We start from the raw sequence: 15,453 nt of genomic DNA, 5'->3' as shown, positions 1-15,453 counted from the left end.
GTCCCTGCTGTCCACCATCGCCTTTAATCACGAAAACATAACGGGTCTGGTCCAAGCTTGCGGGGTCGTTCACCGTCCCGTCGATGGCCGGACGTGTCCGGGACATCCGTCCCCAGGAGCGTGGCCGCCGTGAGAGTCATCGTCGTAGGAGCCGGCGTGGTGGGAACCATGCACGCCTGGCACGCAGTCAGCCGCGGCCACGAGGTCGTACAGATCGAGCGTGAGAGCGAGGCGCGCGGGGCATCGCTCCGCAATTTCGGGCAGATATGGATCAGCGGCCGGGCCGGGGGCGAGGAGCTGGAAACCGCCCTGCGCGCCCGTGAGTTGTGGGAGGGCATCGGCGAGCGGGTGCCGGGGCTCGGCTTCCGGGCCTGCGGTTCGCTCACCCCGCTGCGGACCGCACGCGAGGTGGCCGTCGCCGAGGCCGCCGTCGCCCGGCCCGACGCGGCGGCGCGCGGCTACAAGCTGCTCACCGCCGACGAGGCGCGGGCGGTCAACCCGGCCCTGCGCGGGGCGTTCACCGCCGCCCTGTGGTGCGAGCGGGACGCGGCCGTCGAGCCCCGCACCGCCCAACTCGCCCTCAAGCGGCAGTTGCTGGCCTCCGGGCGGTACACCTACCTCGGTGGCCGTGAGGTCCGCGAGGTCGTCGGGACCGCTTCGGTGCGCGACGACCACGGGGACGTCCACACCGGCGACGCCGTCATCCTCGCCACCGGCGCCTGGCTCGGCGGGCTCGTCCGCGAACTCGCGGGGCCCGAGCTGCCCGTGCGCCGCGTCCGCCTCCAGATGATGCAGACCGACCCGCTCGGCGAACCCCTCACCACCTCCGTCGCCGACGCCGACAGCTTCCGTTACTACCCCGCCTACCGGGGCGAGGCGCTCGACGCCCTCAACGCCGGACAGGCCCAGGACCCCGTCGCCGCCGAGCACCGCATGCAGCTCCTCATGGTCCAGCGCCGCGACGGCGGGCTGACCATCGGCGACACCCACGAGTACGAGCACCCCTTCGCCTTCGACACCGTCGAGGAGCCGTACGAGCACCTCACCCGGGTCGTCGAGGCCTTCCTCGGCCGCCCGCTGCCGCGTATCCGTCACCGCTGGGCGGGCGTCTACGCCCAGTGCACCGACACCACACGCGTCGTCCACCGGCAACAGGTGCGCGACCGGGTCTGGCTCGTCACCGGACCCGGCGGGCGCGGCATGACGTGCTCGCCCGCCATCGCCGAAACAACCGCCGACCAACTGGGCTGGTGAACCACATGACTTCCCCGACCGACATCAAGCGCGACCCCTACAACCTCGTCGTCCTCGACATGGCCGGCACCACCGTCGCCGACGGCGGCCTCGTCGAACAGGCCTTCTCCGCCGCCGCCCAACGCCTCGGCGTACAACCCGGATCCGACGAGCACACCCGCCAACTGGCATACGTGCGCGCCACCATGGGCGAGTCCAAGATCTCCGTCTTCCGGTATCTGTTCGGTGACGAGGGCCGGGCGCAGTACGCCAACACCGCGTTCGAGGAGGCGTACGGAGAGCTCGTCGACGGCGGCCGCATCGCCCCGCTCCCCGGCGCCCGCGAGGCCGTGGAACGCCTCGCTGCCGAAGGCCGTACCGTCGCCCTGACCACCGGCTTCGCCCGCACCACCCAGGACGCCATCCTCGCCGCCCTCGGCTGGCAGGACCTCGTCCCGCTCACCCTCTGCCCCGCCGACGCGGGCGGCCGGGGCCGGCCCTTCCCGGACATGGTGCTGGCCGCCTTCCTGCGCACCGGGGCCGTGGACGACGTCCGCCGGACCGTGGTGGCGGGCGACACCTCGTACGACATGCTCAGTGGCGTACGCTCCGGCGCCGGGATCGTCGTCGGTGTCCTCACCGGCGCCCACGACCGGGACCAGCTGGCCCGGCGCGGCGCGACCCACGTCCTCGGGTCCGTCGCCGAACTGCCCGACCTCATCGCACGGGCCGAAGCGTGAGCGCCTCCGCCCCCGGCGAAGCCGCCGCCCCCAGCGGCATCCGCTTCGACGGCGTCACCGTCGCGTACGGCGGCACCGTCGTCCTCGACCGGCTCGACCTCACCGTCGAACCCGGCGAGGTCATGGCCCTCCTCGGGCCCTCCGGCTCGGGCAAGACCACCGCCCTGCGCGCCGTCGCCGGGTTCGTCCGGCCCGCCGCCGGGCGGGTGTTCCTCGGCGGCCGGGACGTCACCGACCTGCCCCCGCACCGGCGCGGTATCGGCATGGTCGTCCAGAGCTACGCCCTCTTCCCGCATCTCAAGGTCAAGGACAACGTGGCCTTCGGCCTCAAGGCCCACCGCACGCCGAAGGCCGAGATCCCCGGCCGGGTCACCGAGGCCCTGGAACTCGTCGGCATGGCCGCGTACGCCGACCGGCACCCCCGCGAACTCTCCGGCGGCCAGCAGCAGCGTGTCGCGATCGCCCGCGCCCTCGCCATTCGGCCCGGGGTGCTGCTCCTGGACGAACCGCTCTCCGCCCTCGACGCCCGCCTCCGCTCCGGGATGCTCGCCGAACTGGCGCTGCTCCACCGCGAGTTGCCGGACGTCTCCATCCTGTACGTCACCCACGACCAGGTCGAGGCGCTGACCCTCGCCGACCGGATCGCCGTCATGGACCGCTCCCGCCTCCAGGACTGCGGCACCCCCGAGGAGCTCTACCGCCGGCCCCGTACGGAGTTCACCGCCTCGTTCGTCGGCAACGCCAACCTCCTCCCGGTCACCGTCACGGGCGACGGCACGGTGGACCTCGACGGCCGTCCCCTCGCCGTCCCCACCGACACCGCCGCACCCGGCGCCTCCGCCACCCTCTGCGTCCGGCCGCACCTGGTCGGCCTCGGCGACGGACCCAACGCGCTCACCGGCAGCGTCACGGAGGTCCAGTGGCGCGGCTCCACCCACCGCGTCCACGCCGACGTCGACGGCCACCGCGTCCTGGCGGACCTCCGCGAACTGCGCGAGCCCCCGGCCATCGGCGACCCCGTCACCCTGCACTTCGCCACCGAGGACGCGGTGCTGCTCCCCGCGGGCGCGGAAGACCCGGCGAGGGCGAACGACACGGCGGGGGTCGGCCCATGACCGCCGCCGCCACCGGCACTGCCACCGCCGCCGTGCCCCGTGCCCCCGGCGACCCGGCCCCCGCAGCACCCGGCCCCACGCCCGGCCCCGCCCGGTCCCGTACCGTCCCCGCCGTGGTCTGGGCGCTGCCGCCCGTCGCCGTCCTGGCCCTCGCGTTCCTCTACCCGCTGGTCCTCGTCGTCCAGCAGTCCGTCACCCCGGACGACGGCGGTGGCGTCTCCCTCGACCCGTACGCCGACGTCTTCGCCTCCGAGATCTTCCGCGACGCGCTCACCACCACCGTGTGGCTCGCCGTCGGATCGACCGTGGGCTGTCTGGTCCTCGGGTTCGTCCTCGCGCTCGTCATCGCGTTCGTCCCGTTCCCCGGCGGCAGGGCGGTCGCCCGGTTCGTCGATGTCTTCCTCTCCTTCCCGTCCTTCCTCATCACGCTCGCCCTGCTCTTCATCTACGGCTCGGTCGGCATGGCCAACGGCCTGTGGACCGACGTCACCGGGGCGGCCGACGGGCCCTTCCACTTCCTGACCACACCCGGGGGCGTCCTGCTCGCCGAGATCACCTACTTCACACCGTTCGTGATGCGTCCGCTGCTCGCCGCCTTCTCCCAACTCGACACCGGGCAGCTGGAGGTGGCCTCCTCGCTCGGGGCAGGGCCCGTCCGGATCATCCGGCAGGTGATCCTGCCCGAGGCGCTCCCGGCGCTCGCGGCGGGTGGCAGCCTCGTGCTGGTGATGTGCCTCAACGAGTTCGGGATCGTCCTGTTCACCGGGGCGAAGGACGTCACCACGCTGCCGATGCTCGTCTACAGCAAGGCGATCCTCGAGTCGGACTACCCGGCCGCCTGCGTCGTCGCCGTCGTCAACATCGCGATCTCCGTAGGCCTTTACGTCCTCTACCGGGGGGTGAGCCGCCGTGCTGGTGCATAGCCGGACCGGGAAGTGGGCCACCTGGGCCGTCTTCCTGCTTCTCTTCGTCCCGCTGTTCGCGGTGCCGCTGCTCGTCATCCTCGCCGCGTCCCTCGCCACGAACTGGTCCGGCGCTTTCCCCTCCGGGCCCACCGTCGAGCGCTACACCGCCGCGACCAGCGGTGACGCTCTCCAGGCGCTGACCACCAGCCTGGTCACGGCCGTCGTCGCGAGCGTGCTGGCCCTCACCCTCGGCGGGTGGGCCGCGCTCGCCGCCGCCTCTCTCCGTACGCGCGGGAAGCGGCTCCTGGACGCCCTGTTCATCCTGCCGGTCGCCGTGCCCTCGGTGGTCGTCGGGCTCGCGGTGCTGGTGGCCTACAGTCAGCCGCCCGTGCTGCTCAACGGGACGCGGTGGATCGTGATCCTCGCCCACACCGTCCTGGTCACCGCCTTCGCCTACCAGTCGGTCGCCGCCGCCGTACGCCGTCTGGACCCGATGTACGAGCAGGCCGCCGCCGGCCTCGGCGCGAGCCCCGCACGCGTTCTGTGGCGGGTGAAGCTGCCGCTCCTGCTGCCCTCGCTCACCTCGGCCGTCGGGCTCTGTTTCGCCCTGTCGATGGGGGAGTTGAGCGCCACGATGATGCTCTACCCGCCGGACTGGACCCCGCTGCCGGTGCAGATCTTCGCCGCCACCGACCGGGGCTCGCTCTTCACCGGCGCCGCCCTCGCCGTGGTCCTGATGACGTCGACGCTCCTCGTCCTGGCCGCCGTCTCCCGCATCCGGACCCGCGCCTCCTACCGCTGATCCCCACCACCTCCCGGAGAACCCCCATGCGCAACCCCGCCCGCATCCCCGCCCGCGGCCTCGCCCTCCCCCTGGCCGGCCTCGTTGCCCTCACCCTCACCGCCTGCGGTGGCTCCTCGGCCGCGTCCGACGAGAAGTCGGTCACCGTCTACAGCGCCGACGGCCTCAGGGGCGAGAACGGCGACGGCTGGTACGACAAAGTCTTCAAGGACTTCGAGAAGCAGACGGGCATCACCGTGAAGTACGTCGAGGGCGGCTCCGGCGAGATGGTGCAGCGCGCCGCCCGCGAGAAGTCCAACACCCAGGCCGACGTCCTCGTCACCCTCCCGCCCTTCATCCAGCAGGCGGACGAGAAGGGGCTGTTGACCGCGTACGAGCCCGAGGGCGCCGACCAGGTCGACGGCGCCGGCCGGGCGGCCGACGGCACGTGGACCTCCGTGGTGAACAACTACTTCGGCTTCATCCACAACAAGAAGGAGCTGAAGAACCCGCCGCGCACCTGGGAGGAGCTGCTCGACCCCGCGTACAAGGAGAAGGTCCAGTACTCCACGCCCGGCGTCGCGGGCGACGGCACCGCCGTCCTCATCAAGGCCATGCACGACTTCGGCGGGCAGGAACCGGCCATGGCCTACCTGAAGAAGCTCCAGTCCAACAACGTCGGCCCGTCCGCCTCCACCGGCAAGCTCGCCCCCAAGGTCGACAAGGGTGAACTCCTCGTCGCCAACGGGGACGTCCAGATGAACTTCGCCCAGTCCAAGGACATGCCCAACCTCTCGATCTGGTTCCCCGCCCGGGGCGACGGAAAGCCCACCAGCTTCGCCCTGCCGTACGCGGCCGGTCTCGTCGCGAAGGCCCCGCACAGCGAGAACGGCAAGAAGCTCCTCGACTTCATGCTCTTGGAGCGGGCCCAGCGCGACGTCAGCGCGGTCGGCGGGGGCTTCGCCGCCCGCAAGGACATCAAGGCCACCGACGCCAACGCCGTCGAACTGGCCGGGCTGATGGAGGGCGTGGAGATCTTCGAGCCCGACTGGGCGGACATCGGCGCCAACCTGGACACGTACATCGACGCCTGGAAGTCGGCCACCGGAAGCTGACCGGCCACCTCCCGGCCACGGATTCCTGCGAACGTCTGGACCCGGCCCGAATATCTCGTAAGAGTAACGGGTCTGGTCCGGAAGGCAGTTCGCGTCCCATCCCCGTTCGGCCCGCCCTCTCCCTGGAGGATCACGTGTCCCGGTCCCTCTCGTCACCCCTGTCCCGGCGCTCCGTGCTCGCCACCACCGCCGCCGCGGCCACGGCCGCCGCCGTCGCCCCGCTCGCCACCGCCACCGCCACCGCCGCGTACGCCGCGCCCACGCTCCCGAACGGCACCAGCAAGGACAAGGTGCTCGTCGTCGGCATGGACGGGCTGCGCCACGACGTCATCGCCACCGCCGACGCCCCGCACCTCACGTCGATGATGGCGAACGGGACGTACGGCACCTCCCTGCTGTACGCCAACCCGATGGCCGCCACCTCGTCCGGCCCCGGCTGGTCGACGATCTCCACCGGCGTCTGGCCCGACAAGCACGGCGTCAAGGAGAACTCCTTCGCCGGGAAGAACTACGCGCGCTACCCCGGCTTCCTCGCCCGCCTCGCCCAGGTCCGCCCCCAGCTCTCCACCTACGCCGCCGTCGACTGGAAGCCCCTGGACACCCAGGGCACCGTCACCCCGGGCGCCGACGCCAAGCTCGTCCTCGACGGCGACCGCGACGGCTACACCGGGCACGACGCCACCATCGCCGCCGAGACCGAGTCGATCCTCCGGAACCAGAACCCGGACGTGCTCTTCGTCTACTTCGGCCAGACCGACATCGCCGGCCACAACTCCGGTGCCGCCAGCGCCGCCTACCGCCGGGCCATCGCCGTCCAGGACGGCCACCTCGGCCGCCTCCTCACCGCGATCCGGGCCCGTCCCTCGTACGCCGAGGAGCGCTGGACCGTCATCGTCACCACCGACCACGGCCACACCGACTCCGGTGGCCACGGCGGCAGCGCGATCGAGGAGCGGCGCACCTTCGTCCTCGCCCAGGGCCCGGGCATCGCGGCCGGCGCCCGCCCCGCCGACACCCGGCTCGTGGACGTCGCCGCCACCGTCTTCCAGCAGCTCGGCATCACACCCGATCCGGCCTGGGGTCTGGACGGCAAGCCGATCCAGGAGCGCTCCACCGACCCGTTCGAGGCCCTCTACCCCGCCCTGTCCGGCCGCGCCGACGAGACCGGCATCCCGGCGGGCGTCCTCGGCTGGACCCACACCGCGCCCAGCGGCTGGTCCGTCGTGAACTCCGCGATGGGCACCGGGGGCGTGACCGAGTGGCGCGGCTGGTCCTTCGCCACCGACGAGTTCTGGAGCCGCAGCCAACGCGACCAGTCCCGCGAGCTCAACGTCCGCTCGCGCGGCGTCTTCGCGGTCGCCGACTCCGACGAGTGGGACGACAAGGCGTCCTCCGGACCGTACGACTCGACGCTCGTCACCCCGGCGTACGCCGTCGCGGGCAAGTCCACCGTCACGCTCGGCCTCACCACCCTCTACCGGCAGGAGGGCAGCCAGAGCGCCCGGATCCTCGCCTCCTGGAACGGTGGAACGCCCGTCGAGGTGAAGCGCTACACCTCAGATGTGATCTCGCAGCCCCAGTCGCTGACCCTGAACGTCCCGTCCGGGGCCGCCAACGTGAGCTTCCGGTTCCACTACACCGGCAGCAACAACTGGTACTGGGTGATCGACGGGGTCAAGGTCACCACCTCGTAATTATGCTGGGGGTGCCGGGACGGCGTGGTCCGGGCACCCCCAGCACGCAGTGCGTACGGCAGGAGTCCCGACACATGGCAGAGCGCAAGCCCATCACTTCCTGGCTCACCGACATGGACGGCGTCCTCATCCACGAGGGCATCCCCATCCCCGGCGCCGATGCCTTCATCAAGCGGCTGCGGGATTCCGGGCTGCCCTTCCTCGTCCTCACCAACAACTCCATCTACACCGCGCGAGACCTGCACGCCCGGCTGAAGCGCATGGGCCTGGACGTGCCCGTGGAGAACATCTGGACCTCCGCGCTCGCCACCGCCCAGTTCCTCGACGACCAGCGCCCCGGCGGTACGGCGTACGTCATCGGTGAGGCCGGCCTCACCACCGCCCTGCACGACATCGGGTACGTCCTCACCGACCACGACCCGGACTACGTGGTGCTCGGCGAGACCCGTACGTACAGCTTCGAGGCGCTCACCAAGGCGATCCGGCTGATCAACGCGGGCGCCCGGTTCATCTGCACCAACCCCGACGAGACCGGCCCGTCCGCCGAGGGCCCGCTGCCCGCCACCGGCTCCGTCGCCGCCCTCATCACCAAGGCCACCGGCAAGGACCCCTACTTCGCGGGCAAGCCCAACCCCCTGATGATGCGGACCGGGCTGAACGCCATCGGCGCGCACTCCGAGACCAGCGCCATGATCGGCGACCGGATGGACACCGACGTCCTGGCGGGCCTGGAAGCGGGCATGCAGACCTTCCTGGTCCTCACCGGGCTCACCACCGTCGCCGACATCGACCGCTACCCGTTCGGCCCGTCCCACGTCGTCGAGTCCATCGCCGACCTGGTCGACCTCATCGACCTGCCGGACCAGGCCGACCAGGCGGAGAAGCCCGCCCCCGCCGAACGCGGCTGACCCGCGCGGACCGCATCCGCAGCCGCCCGGGCGTCGTCCTCGGCGTCGCCCGAATGGAGGACTGCGGATGCGGGCCGCCACCACAGCCGTGAACCTTCCCGTAGGAGGTTCACGATGCGTTCCATACCCCTCACGTTCTGTGCAGCGGCGGCGGCCGCGCTCATAGCCGTGCCCGCCCCCGCCGCGCTGGCCGTCCCGGCCGCCCCGGCCGGGGACGACGACCGGCGCACCCGCACCGTCTCGATCACCCCGTCCACGATCGCCCCGGGCGGGCAGGTGGAACTGTGGGTCGACGTCTGCGGCAAGGGCCGCCGGGCCAAGGGCAACTCCGACGCCTTCACCTCGGTCGCCCACTTCCGCCCGGCCGACGACAAAGGGCTCTTCGCGGAGGCCCGGATCCGGTCCGACGCCGAACCCCGCTCCTACGACGTCTGGGTGACGTGCGAGGACAGTGGCGGCAAGGCCACCGGCACCCTCACCGTCATCCACCACAACCGGCCCTCGCCCGCCGCACCCGTCAAGGCGGGCGGCGGAGGCACCGCCACCCTCGCCGAACGGTCCGCCGAGGCCCAGGGCCCCGGCACCCGGCACGCGGTGATCGGCCTGGTGCTCGCCGCCGTCGCGGCCGTCGCCGTCGCCCTGCGCAGCTCGCGCCGGCGCCGCGAAGCGGCCGGCGGCTGACATGGGAGCCCCGGACCGCCCGGCAGGCAACGGGCGACTGCTCACCGGAGTGACCTGGGCCGTGCTGCTGCTCGGCCTGTGGCTCTGGGGCAAGGAGGCCGGGGGCGGGCTCGGCGGTCTGTCGGGCCCCACCACCGGCGACGTGGCCGCGGTCGGCCGCCCCTTCGGGGCCTCGCTGCCCCCGGCCCACGAGCCGCTCGACGGGGCCGCCCCCGAGCGCGTCGAGGTCCCCTCCGTCGGGATCGAGGCCCCCGTCATCGCGCGCGGCCTCGACGGCGACGGGGCCATCGACCCGCCCCCGTACGGAATGCCGAGGACCGCCGGCTGGTACGGCGACGGCACCCGGCCCGGGGCCAAGGGCACGGCCCTGTTCGTCGGCCATGTCGACACCGACACCAAGCCCGCCGTCTTCTACGGGCTCAGCGCGGTGAAGCCGGGCGCCCGCATCGAGGTCACCCGGACCGACGGCAGTGTCGCGGAGTTCACCGTGGACGACGTCCAGCTCGTCACCCGGACACGCTTCGACGCGCAGAAGGCGTACGGGCCCCGCGAGGATGGCCGGGCCGAACTGCGGCTGATCACCTGCGGCGGGACGTACGACCACAAGACCCGCTCCTACTCGGCGAACGTGGTCGTCTCCGCCTACCTCACCGGCGCACGGGGCGCGGCGACCGGGGACGGCGGGGAGCGCGCCCAAGCGGTGGCCCACGGCCGCGGCTGACCGCCGCACCACGACGGAACACGTCCAACCCGGCCCGGCGGGCCGCCTCTCACGGGGCGCGCCCGCCGGGCCGGTCCTCGACCGCGTGCGCCCGGCCGCGGGAGTCGCCCGGCGCGGTACGGGAGGTCGGTGCGGTGGGAAGGGCTCCGGTCCTCGCCACTGTAGGGGGGCCGGCCGGGCGGATGACCGGCTTTCGAACAGGATGTCCGGAACCGGTGCCCGGGCGTGCGCGTTGTACGGGTGCGAGCGTGGAGGCCCGGCCGCTGTGCCAGGATGGATCGGACCGGCAGCACATCGGTGCAACCAATGACGAACAGTGCAGGCAGTGCACCCAAGGGGGAGTGGATGTACGGCAGTTACACCGGCCGGTCCCGGACGCGCAGGCGCGTGGCGGGCCTGCGGACGACCGGTACGGCGGCGGCGCTCGGGGCGGCCCTGCTGCTGGCGGGCTGCTCCGGTGACGGGGACGGCGGCGGCAAGCAGGGCGCGCCGACCGTCGAACAGCAGCCCAAGGACAAGGACCCGTACTGGGTCAACCCCGACGGCAACGCCGCCCGCCAGGTCGCCGCGTACACCGAGGACGGCGACGACGAGAAGGCGGCGCTGATCCGGAAGATCGCCCAGCAGCCGGTCGGCGAGTGGGTCACCCCGGACAACCCGGAGTCCCAGGTGCGGGGCATCACCGAGGCCGCCGCCGCTGCCGACCGGGACGCCCTGCTCGTCCTCTACAACATCCCGCACCGCGACTGCGGACAGTTCTCCAAGGGCGGCGCCGCCGACGGCAACACCTACCGCTCCTGGCTGGACGGCGTCGCCAAGGGCATCGGGGACCGCAGCGCCACCGTGATCCTGGAGCCGGACGCCCTGCTCCACCTGGTCGACGGCTGCACGCCCCAGGAGTTCCACGAGGAGCGGTACGACCTCCTCAAGGGCGCCATCCAGCGGCTGAAGCAGCAGCCCGCCACCAAGGTCTACCTGGACGCGGGCAACGCCGGCTGGCAGTCGCCCGACGCCCTGTTCCAGCCGCTCCAGCGGGCCGGGATCGCCGAGGCCGACGGCTTCTCGCTCAACGTCTCCAACTTCCAGACGACGGCCGTCTCCACGGAGTTCGGCAAGAAGCTGTCGGAGAAGATCGGCAACAAGCCCTTCGTCATCGACACCAGCCGCAACGGCAACGGCCCCTACACCGGCGGTGACCCCGCCGAGAGCTGGTGCAACCCCCCGGGCCGCGCCCTGGGCGAGGTCCCGACCACGCAGACCGGCGACGAGCTGGTCGACGCCTACCTGTGGATCAAGCGCCCCGGCGAGTCCGACGGCGACTGCAAGGGCGGCCCGAAGGCCGGCGACTGGTGGCCGGAGTACGCCCTGGGTCTGGCCGGCGCCACGAAGTAGCGGGAACGACCGAAGGCCGCACACCGGAGACCCGATCTCCCGGTGTGCGGCCTTCGCCGTGCGTAAGCCCTACTCGGGCACCTCCACCCACATGCCCTCGGACGGGGTGCCCTGCTCGTCGGTGACGAACAGCATGTACCAGCCGGCCGGGACCAGTGCCGGGTTGTCCGGCACGGTGACGGTGACCCCGTCCTCCGACTTCTCCATCTCCAGCGCGATGGTGCGCTGGTCGGTGTCGGTGACATGGGTGACCGCCGAGGGCCGCATCAGCTTCGCCGAGGTGATCTTCGAGGCGTGCTGGGTGGTGAAGAGCCCCGTGGAGCCGCGCTCGATCTTCTTCGGCCCGGCCGTCAGCTCCGGCCGGGAGTCCCGGTAGAGGTAGGGCGGGGTGTAGATCTCGATGCGCTGCTCGAAGACGCCGGGCCGGGTGTTGGCCTTGTCCGAGAACAGCGAGTCCGAACCGAAGATCATGACCCGCCCGTCCGGCAGCAGTACCGAACCCGAGTGGTAGTTCCGGCCGACCGCCGGGTCCGCGACCCTCTTGTACGTGTCGGTCTTCGCGTCGTACAGCCGGGCCTGGAGCACGTCGGAGCCGCTGCGGCCCCGGTAGTCGCTGGAGCCGCCGGTGACCAGCAGCGAGTCGTCGGGCAGCAGGGAGGCGCTGGGGTAGCGGGTGCCCTCGGAGAGGGACGCACCGTCGGTGAACTTCGGGTTCTTCTGCTGGAGGTCGACCAGCCGGGACTTCTCGCTGGACTTCTCCGACTCGCCGACGCCGCCGCCGCCGATCACCATGAACTTCTCGTCCTGGGCCGGGGGCAGCCGCACGGTGGCCGAGGTCTCCATCTGGTCCGGGTCGCTGAGCCCGGGGATCTTCTTGAACTTGTTGGTCGAGAGGTCCCAGACGCCCGGGTCGCGGCCCACGTCCGCCGGGCCGTATCCGGCGTTGGAGCCGGAGTAGAACAGCTTGCCGTCGTTCAGCAGGAAGACCGCCGGATAGGTGGGGAACTTCCGGACGATGCCGGTGTACTCCCACTCCTTGGTCGCCGGGTCGTAGATCTCGTCCTTGCCGGGGACGATCTGCCCGATCTCGTCCAGCCCCGACAGGGCGAGGACCTTGCCGTCCTCCAGCGTCGTCAGGGTCGGGTACCAGCGGGCCTCGTTCATGGGGTCGACGGGTATGTACTTCTCCGCGACCGGGTCGAACTCGAAGGCCTCCTTGATCCCCTGGAAGTCCTTCTTGTCCAGCGCCAGCTTCTGCGCGATGCCGTAGACGTTGCGGGTGTCCGAGCCGGACAGGCCCGCGACCCGGTAGTTGTCCTCGGTACCGGTCTCGTACTGCTTGCCGGTCTTCTGCGCCTCGACGTAGATCCGGCCGAGCCCGGGGTCGTTGCGCAGGAACGCGCCGGTCTCCTTGTCGAAGACCTTGGTGGCCTTCTCGACGAGGATCGGGTCCTTCGAGAGATACGTCTTGCCGTTCTTCTTGCCGGTGAACCGGGTGCCGGCGGGCAGGGTGATCGGCTTGTCCGGGTCCTCGTTGTGGACGATCATCAGGCCGCCGGCCTTGGTGACATCGCCCTGGAGCTTCTCGTACCGCTTGGTGCCGCCGGCTATGAGGAGCTTGCCGTCGGGCAACTGCGTGTGCCCGGCGCAGAACATGTCCTTGGGGGTGGGGATGTCCTTGAAGACGTTCGTCTTCGGGTCCCACAGCACCGAGCGGAAGCTCTTCGCGTCGAAGTTCTTCTGGTTGTTGCCGGAGCCCGCGACGAGCAGCACCTTGCCGGTGTGCAGCAGCGCCGCGTGGATCGTGTTGATCCGGTGCTCGGAGGGGACGTCCAGGAAGTCCCAGTGGCCGTTGGCCGCCTTGTACTCCGGCTGGTTGATCTTGTACTCGTGATAGCGCTCGGTGCTGAAGCGGTACAGCCACGGCCCGTTCGCCCCCGCGAGCGCGAGAACCACCGCCGTACTGATCGCCAGGCGGCGGGTACGGCGGCTCGGACGGTACTTCATTTCTTACGTCCCCCAAGGGCGATCTGAGCGATCTGCATGGTCTGGTCGTTGCCCGGCGCACCGGGCAGGGGCTGGGGCCTCGGCTCGGGGGCCGGCCCGCCGCTGCGGTGCGATCCTCCGCCCGACCGGCGTTTCCTCTTCTCGGCGCGGATCGTGTACCGCCAGCCGATGATCGGCGCGGCGGTGATCAGCAGCGCCAGCGTGGCCCAGGTGACCATCGCGGGGTGGCTGTGGCCGAGGAAGAAGGAGGAGATCATCGAGGCGCCGAAGACGACGATGAAGAACAGATGGATGCGGAAGGTGCCGAAGAGGGTGTCCGGGCTGGACGAGTCGCCCTTGGGGGTCACCACGAACGAGCTCTTGCGGCGCAGCACCGCGTCCATCAGCGAGCGGGCGTAGATCGGCGCGGAGAGCGCGGACATCACCATGCCGGCCAGACCGCCGGAGCCCTCGGGCTCGTGCGGCGAGACGTTGTGGCGGCGGTTCCAGATGTACAGGCCGATCTGGAGCGCGGAGGCGTTGCCGTACAGCATCATCCAGATCGTCGGGTCGATCTGGACGCCGGAGGCGCCCATGCCGAGGAAGAGCGCGCAGCTGAGGGCCGCGAGGATCCAGTTGAGCGCCGACATCGGGTAGAAGATGATCATCATCGTGTAGTTGAAGAGCTTGCCGGGCGGCATGGTCCCGAAGCCCTTCCAGAACTGCCCGATGATCGTCTCGTACGTCCCCCGCGACCAGCGCAGCTGCTGGGTGAAGAAGTCCGTCCACGCGGTCGGGCCCTCGCCGACGGCCAGCACGTCCGGGGTGTAGACCGAGCGCCACTTCCTGCCCGTGGCGGGGTTGCGGTGGCGGTGGATCTCGAAGCCGGTGGCCATGTCCTCGGTGATCGAGTCGTACAGACCGCCGATCTGCTTCAGCGCCGAGATACGGACCGCGTTGCTGGTGCCGACGAACATGGGCGCGCCGTAGCGGTTGCCCGCGCGCTGGATGAGCGCGTGGAAGAGGAACTGCTGCGACTCGGCGGCCTTGGTGACGAACGTGTCGTAGTTGCCGTAGACCTGCGGGCCGATGACGAAGCCGACGTCCGGGTCGCGGAAGTAGCCGAGCATCCGCTCCAGGTAGTTCGGCAGCGGGATGTGGTCGGTGTCGACCGAGGCGAAGAAGTCGTAGTCGCCGCCGTGCGCGTCCAGCCAGGCGTTGTAGTTGCCGTGCTTGGTCTTGGCGCGGTGCGGGCCCTTGGCCTGGTTCCAGTGGGCGACGCCCTTGCGGGAGAAGTGGTGCACGCCGAGCCGGGCGCAGACCTCCTTGACCGCCGGGTCGTCGCCCTCGTCCAGCAGCCAGACGTGCATCAGACCGCGGTGGCGGATCCTGACGGCCGCCTCCAGGGTCTTCGTCACCATCTCCAGCGGCTCCTTGCCGGGGACGAAGGAGGTGAGGAAGGCGACCCGGGTGCCGGACTCCGGGACCACGGGGACCGGGTCGCGGGCGACGAGGGTGGCGTGCGCGTTGGAGAGGACGTTCATCGTGCGGAACAGCTCGATCAGGCCGATCGAGACGAGCATGATCACGTCGAGAACGAGCAGCAGGTCGTTGTCGAGGTTCGGATCGCGGTCGGTCCAGTGGCTCGGCTGCATCAGCCAGGCGAAGAGACCGAGGGAGACGAGGGGAGCCGCGCCGAGCAGGAGCGCCGCGCGCACGCGGTGCGGCTCCTGCGATATGAGCGAGCGGTACTGGACCTTGTACGGCTTGCCCGCGGGGGCTGCGTCAGCGGTCCGGCGAGCCGGCTGTAGTGCTCGTAGTCGTAGCGGGGCAGCTCTTTCTTGGCACGCCGCCGCGCCGCGCCGGCCCGCAGTTGTGCCGGTATCCGGAGCTGCGTCGTCCGGGAAGCGTCGTTCTCCTGCCGGTCGCCTGGCGGCGTCGACGTCATGGGTACATCCCCCCGCACGCATGCTGGTGCGTGACTGCTCGGTCTCTCTCGTCGTGCGCGGTGGGTCCCCGTTCTTCACCGGGCACGCACACGGTGGCAGGCCACCGTTCCCACAGACATGGTTCGGCGGCCTTCCGGTTGCATGATGCCCCCTCGGTGTCCGCCTCCGAGCGGGACCCCCACCCCGCGGCACGGACAACCGGAACGTCACGCTCTGCTGTGCCAACTGTACGG

At 71.2% G+C, this 15,453-nt stretch carries 12 protein-coding genes and 1 pseudogene; 11 read left to right on the top strand and 2 right to left on the bottom strand.

Annotated elements, in window-relative coordinates; all coding sequences use genetic code 11:
• Positions 1-129 precede the first annotated feature (129 nt).
• The 11 genes from CCZ36_RS11195 (at position 130) to CCZ36_RS11145 (ending at position 11,285) form a co-directional block, all read left to right on the top strand.
• On the top strand, positions 130-1,254 hold the full coding sequence (locus tag CCZ36_RS11195) for a TIGR03364 family FAD-dependent oxidoreductase (protein ID WP_069738542.1): 1,125 nt from the start codon (positions 130-132) through the stop codon (positions 1,252-1,254).
• A gap of 5 nt (positions 1,255-1,259) precedes the next feature.
• Positions 1,260-1,973, top strand: coding sequence for a phosphonatase-like hydrolase (locus tag CCZ36_RS11190; RefSeq protein WP_128817569.1), 714 nt, complete (start codon positions 1,260-1,262; stop codon positions 1,971-1,973).
• Positions 1,970-3,088 (top strand): ABC transporter ATP-binding protein, encoded by a 1,119-nt coding sequence (locus CCZ36_RS11185; protein ID WP_128817568.1) that lies wholly within the window; start codon positions 1,970-1,972, stop codon positions 3,086-3,088. Before CCZ36_RS11190 ends, CCZ36_RS11185 begins: the two co-directional genes overlap by 4 nt.
• The gene (locus CCZ36_RS11180) at positions 3,085-4,011 is read left to right on the top strand and encodes a 2-aminoethylphosphonate ABC transporter permease subunit (protein ID WP_069738544.1); all 927 of its coding nucleotides are present in this window, start codon (positions 3,085-3,087) and stop codon (positions 4,009-4,011) included. Before CCZ36_RS11185 ends, CCZ36_RS11180 begins: the two co-directional genes overlap by 4 nt.
• Positions 3,998-4,795, top strand: a complete 798-nt coding sequence (locus CCZ36_RS11175) for an ABC transporter permease (RefSeq protein ID WP_069738545.1) — start codon at positions 3,998-4,000, stop codon at positions 4,793-4,795. The genes CCZ36_RS11180 and CCZ36_RS11175 overlap by 14 nt, the downstream gene beginning before the upstream one ends.
• 26 nt (positions 4,796-4,821) lie before the next feature.
• Entirely contained in the window at positions 4,822-5,889 is a 1,068-nt protein-coding gene (locus CCZ36_RS11170) for a 2-aminoethylphosphonate ABC transporter substrate-binding protein (RefSeq protein ID WP_128817567.1), read from the top strand.
• Positions 5,890-6,023: 134 nt separating this feature from the next.
• A complete protein-coding gene (locus tag CCZ36_RS11165) occupies positions 6,024-7,583 on the top strand; it encodes an alkaline phosphatase family protein (RefSeq protein WP_128817566.1) in 1,560 nt (519 codons plus the stop codon).
• Between the two features lie 74 nt (positions 7,584-7,657).
• Entirely contained in the window at positions 7,658-8,491 is an 834-nt protein-coding gene (locus CCZ36_RS11160) for an HAD-IIA family hydrolase (protein WP_069738548.1), read from the top strand.
• Between the two features lie 114 nt (positions 8,492-8,605).
• Positions 8,606-9,172 carry a hypothetical protein gene (locus tag CCZ36_RS11155; RefSeq protein ID WP_128817565.1) on the top strand — a complete coding sequence of 189 codons (567 nt, stop codon included), beginning with the start codon at positions 8,606-8,608 and terminating at the stop codon, positions 9,170-9,172.
• Position 9,173: 1 nt separating this feature from the next.
• Positions 9,174-9,893, top strand: coding sequence for a class F sortase (locus tag CCZ36_RS11150; protein WP_069738550.1), 720 nt, complete (start codon positions 9,174-9,176; stop codon positions 9,891-9,893).
• A gap of 345 nt (positions 9,894-10,238) precedes the next feature.
• Complete coding sequence (locus CCZ36_RS11145) at positions 10,239-11,285, top strand: glycoside hydrolase family 6 protein (protein WP_069738551.1); 1,047 nt, start codon at positions 10,239-10,241, stop codon at positions 11,283-11,285.
• A gap of 69 nt (positions 11,286-11,354) precedes the next feature.
• Here CCZ36_RS11145 and CCZ36_RS11140 read toward each other — a convergent pair whose 3' ends face one another.
• Both CCZ36_RS11140 and CCZ36_RS11135 read right to left on the bottom strand, forming a co-directional pair.
• The gene (locus tag CCZ36_RS11140) at positions 11,355-13,292 is read right to left on the bottom strand and encodes a kelch motif-containing protein (RefSeq protein ID WP_069738552.1); all 1,938 of its coding nucleotides are present in this window, start codon (positions 13,290-13,292) and stop codon (positions 11,355-11,357) included.
• Positions 13,289-15,219: pseudogene (locus CCZ36_RS11135) on the bottom strand (glycosyltransferase family 2 protein). The gene CCZ36_RS11140 and the pseudogene CCZ36_RS11135 overlap by 4 nt, the downstream one beginning before the upstream one ends.
• Positions 15,220-15,453 lie beyond the last annotated feature (234 nt).

The organism is Streptomyces sp. S063, from assembly GCF_002832675.1.
In the GTDB taxonomy this organism is placed as follows: domain Bacteria; phylum Actinomycetota; class Actinomycetes; order Streptomycetales; family Streptomycetaceae; genus Streptomyces; species Streptomyces sindenensis.
The sequence above is the reverse complement of the archived record's forward strand: the minus strand, read 5'-3'. Positions and strand labels throughout refer to the sequence as shown.

Coding starts and splice junctions, on each gene's coding strand:
- CCZ36_RS11190 (WP_128817569.1), top strand. CDS start 1,260: ATGACTTCCCCGACCGACATCAAGCGCGACCCCTACAACCTCGTCGTC.
- CCZ36_RS11180 (WP_069738544.1), top strand. CDS start 3,085: ATGACCGCCGCCGCCACCGGCACTGCCACCGCCGCCGTGCCCCGTGCC.
- CCZ36_RS11170 (WP_128817567.1), top strand. CDS start 4,822: ATGCGCAACCCCGCCCGCATCCCCGCCCGCGGCCTCGCCCTCCCCCTG.
- CCZ36_RS11160 (WP_069738548.1), top strand. CDS start 7,658: ATGGCAGAGCGCAAGCCCATCACTTCCTGGCTCACCGACATGGACGGC.
- CCZ36_RS11155 (WP_128817565.1), top strand. CDS start 8,606: ATGCGTTCCATACCCCTCACGTTCTGTGCAGCGGCGGCGGCCGCGCTC.
- CCZ36_RS11150 (WP_069738550.1), top strand. CDS start 9,174: ATGGGAGCCCCGGACCGCCCGGCAGGCAACGGGCGACTGCTCACCGGA.
- CCZ36_RS11145 (WP_069738551.1), top strand. CDS start 10,239: ATGTACGGCAGTTACACCGGCCGGTCCCGGACGCGCAGGCGCGTGGCG.
- CCZ36_RS11140 (WP_069738552.1), bottom strand. CDS start 13,292: ATGAAGTACCGTCCGAGCCGCCGTACCCGCCGCCTGGCGATCAGTACG.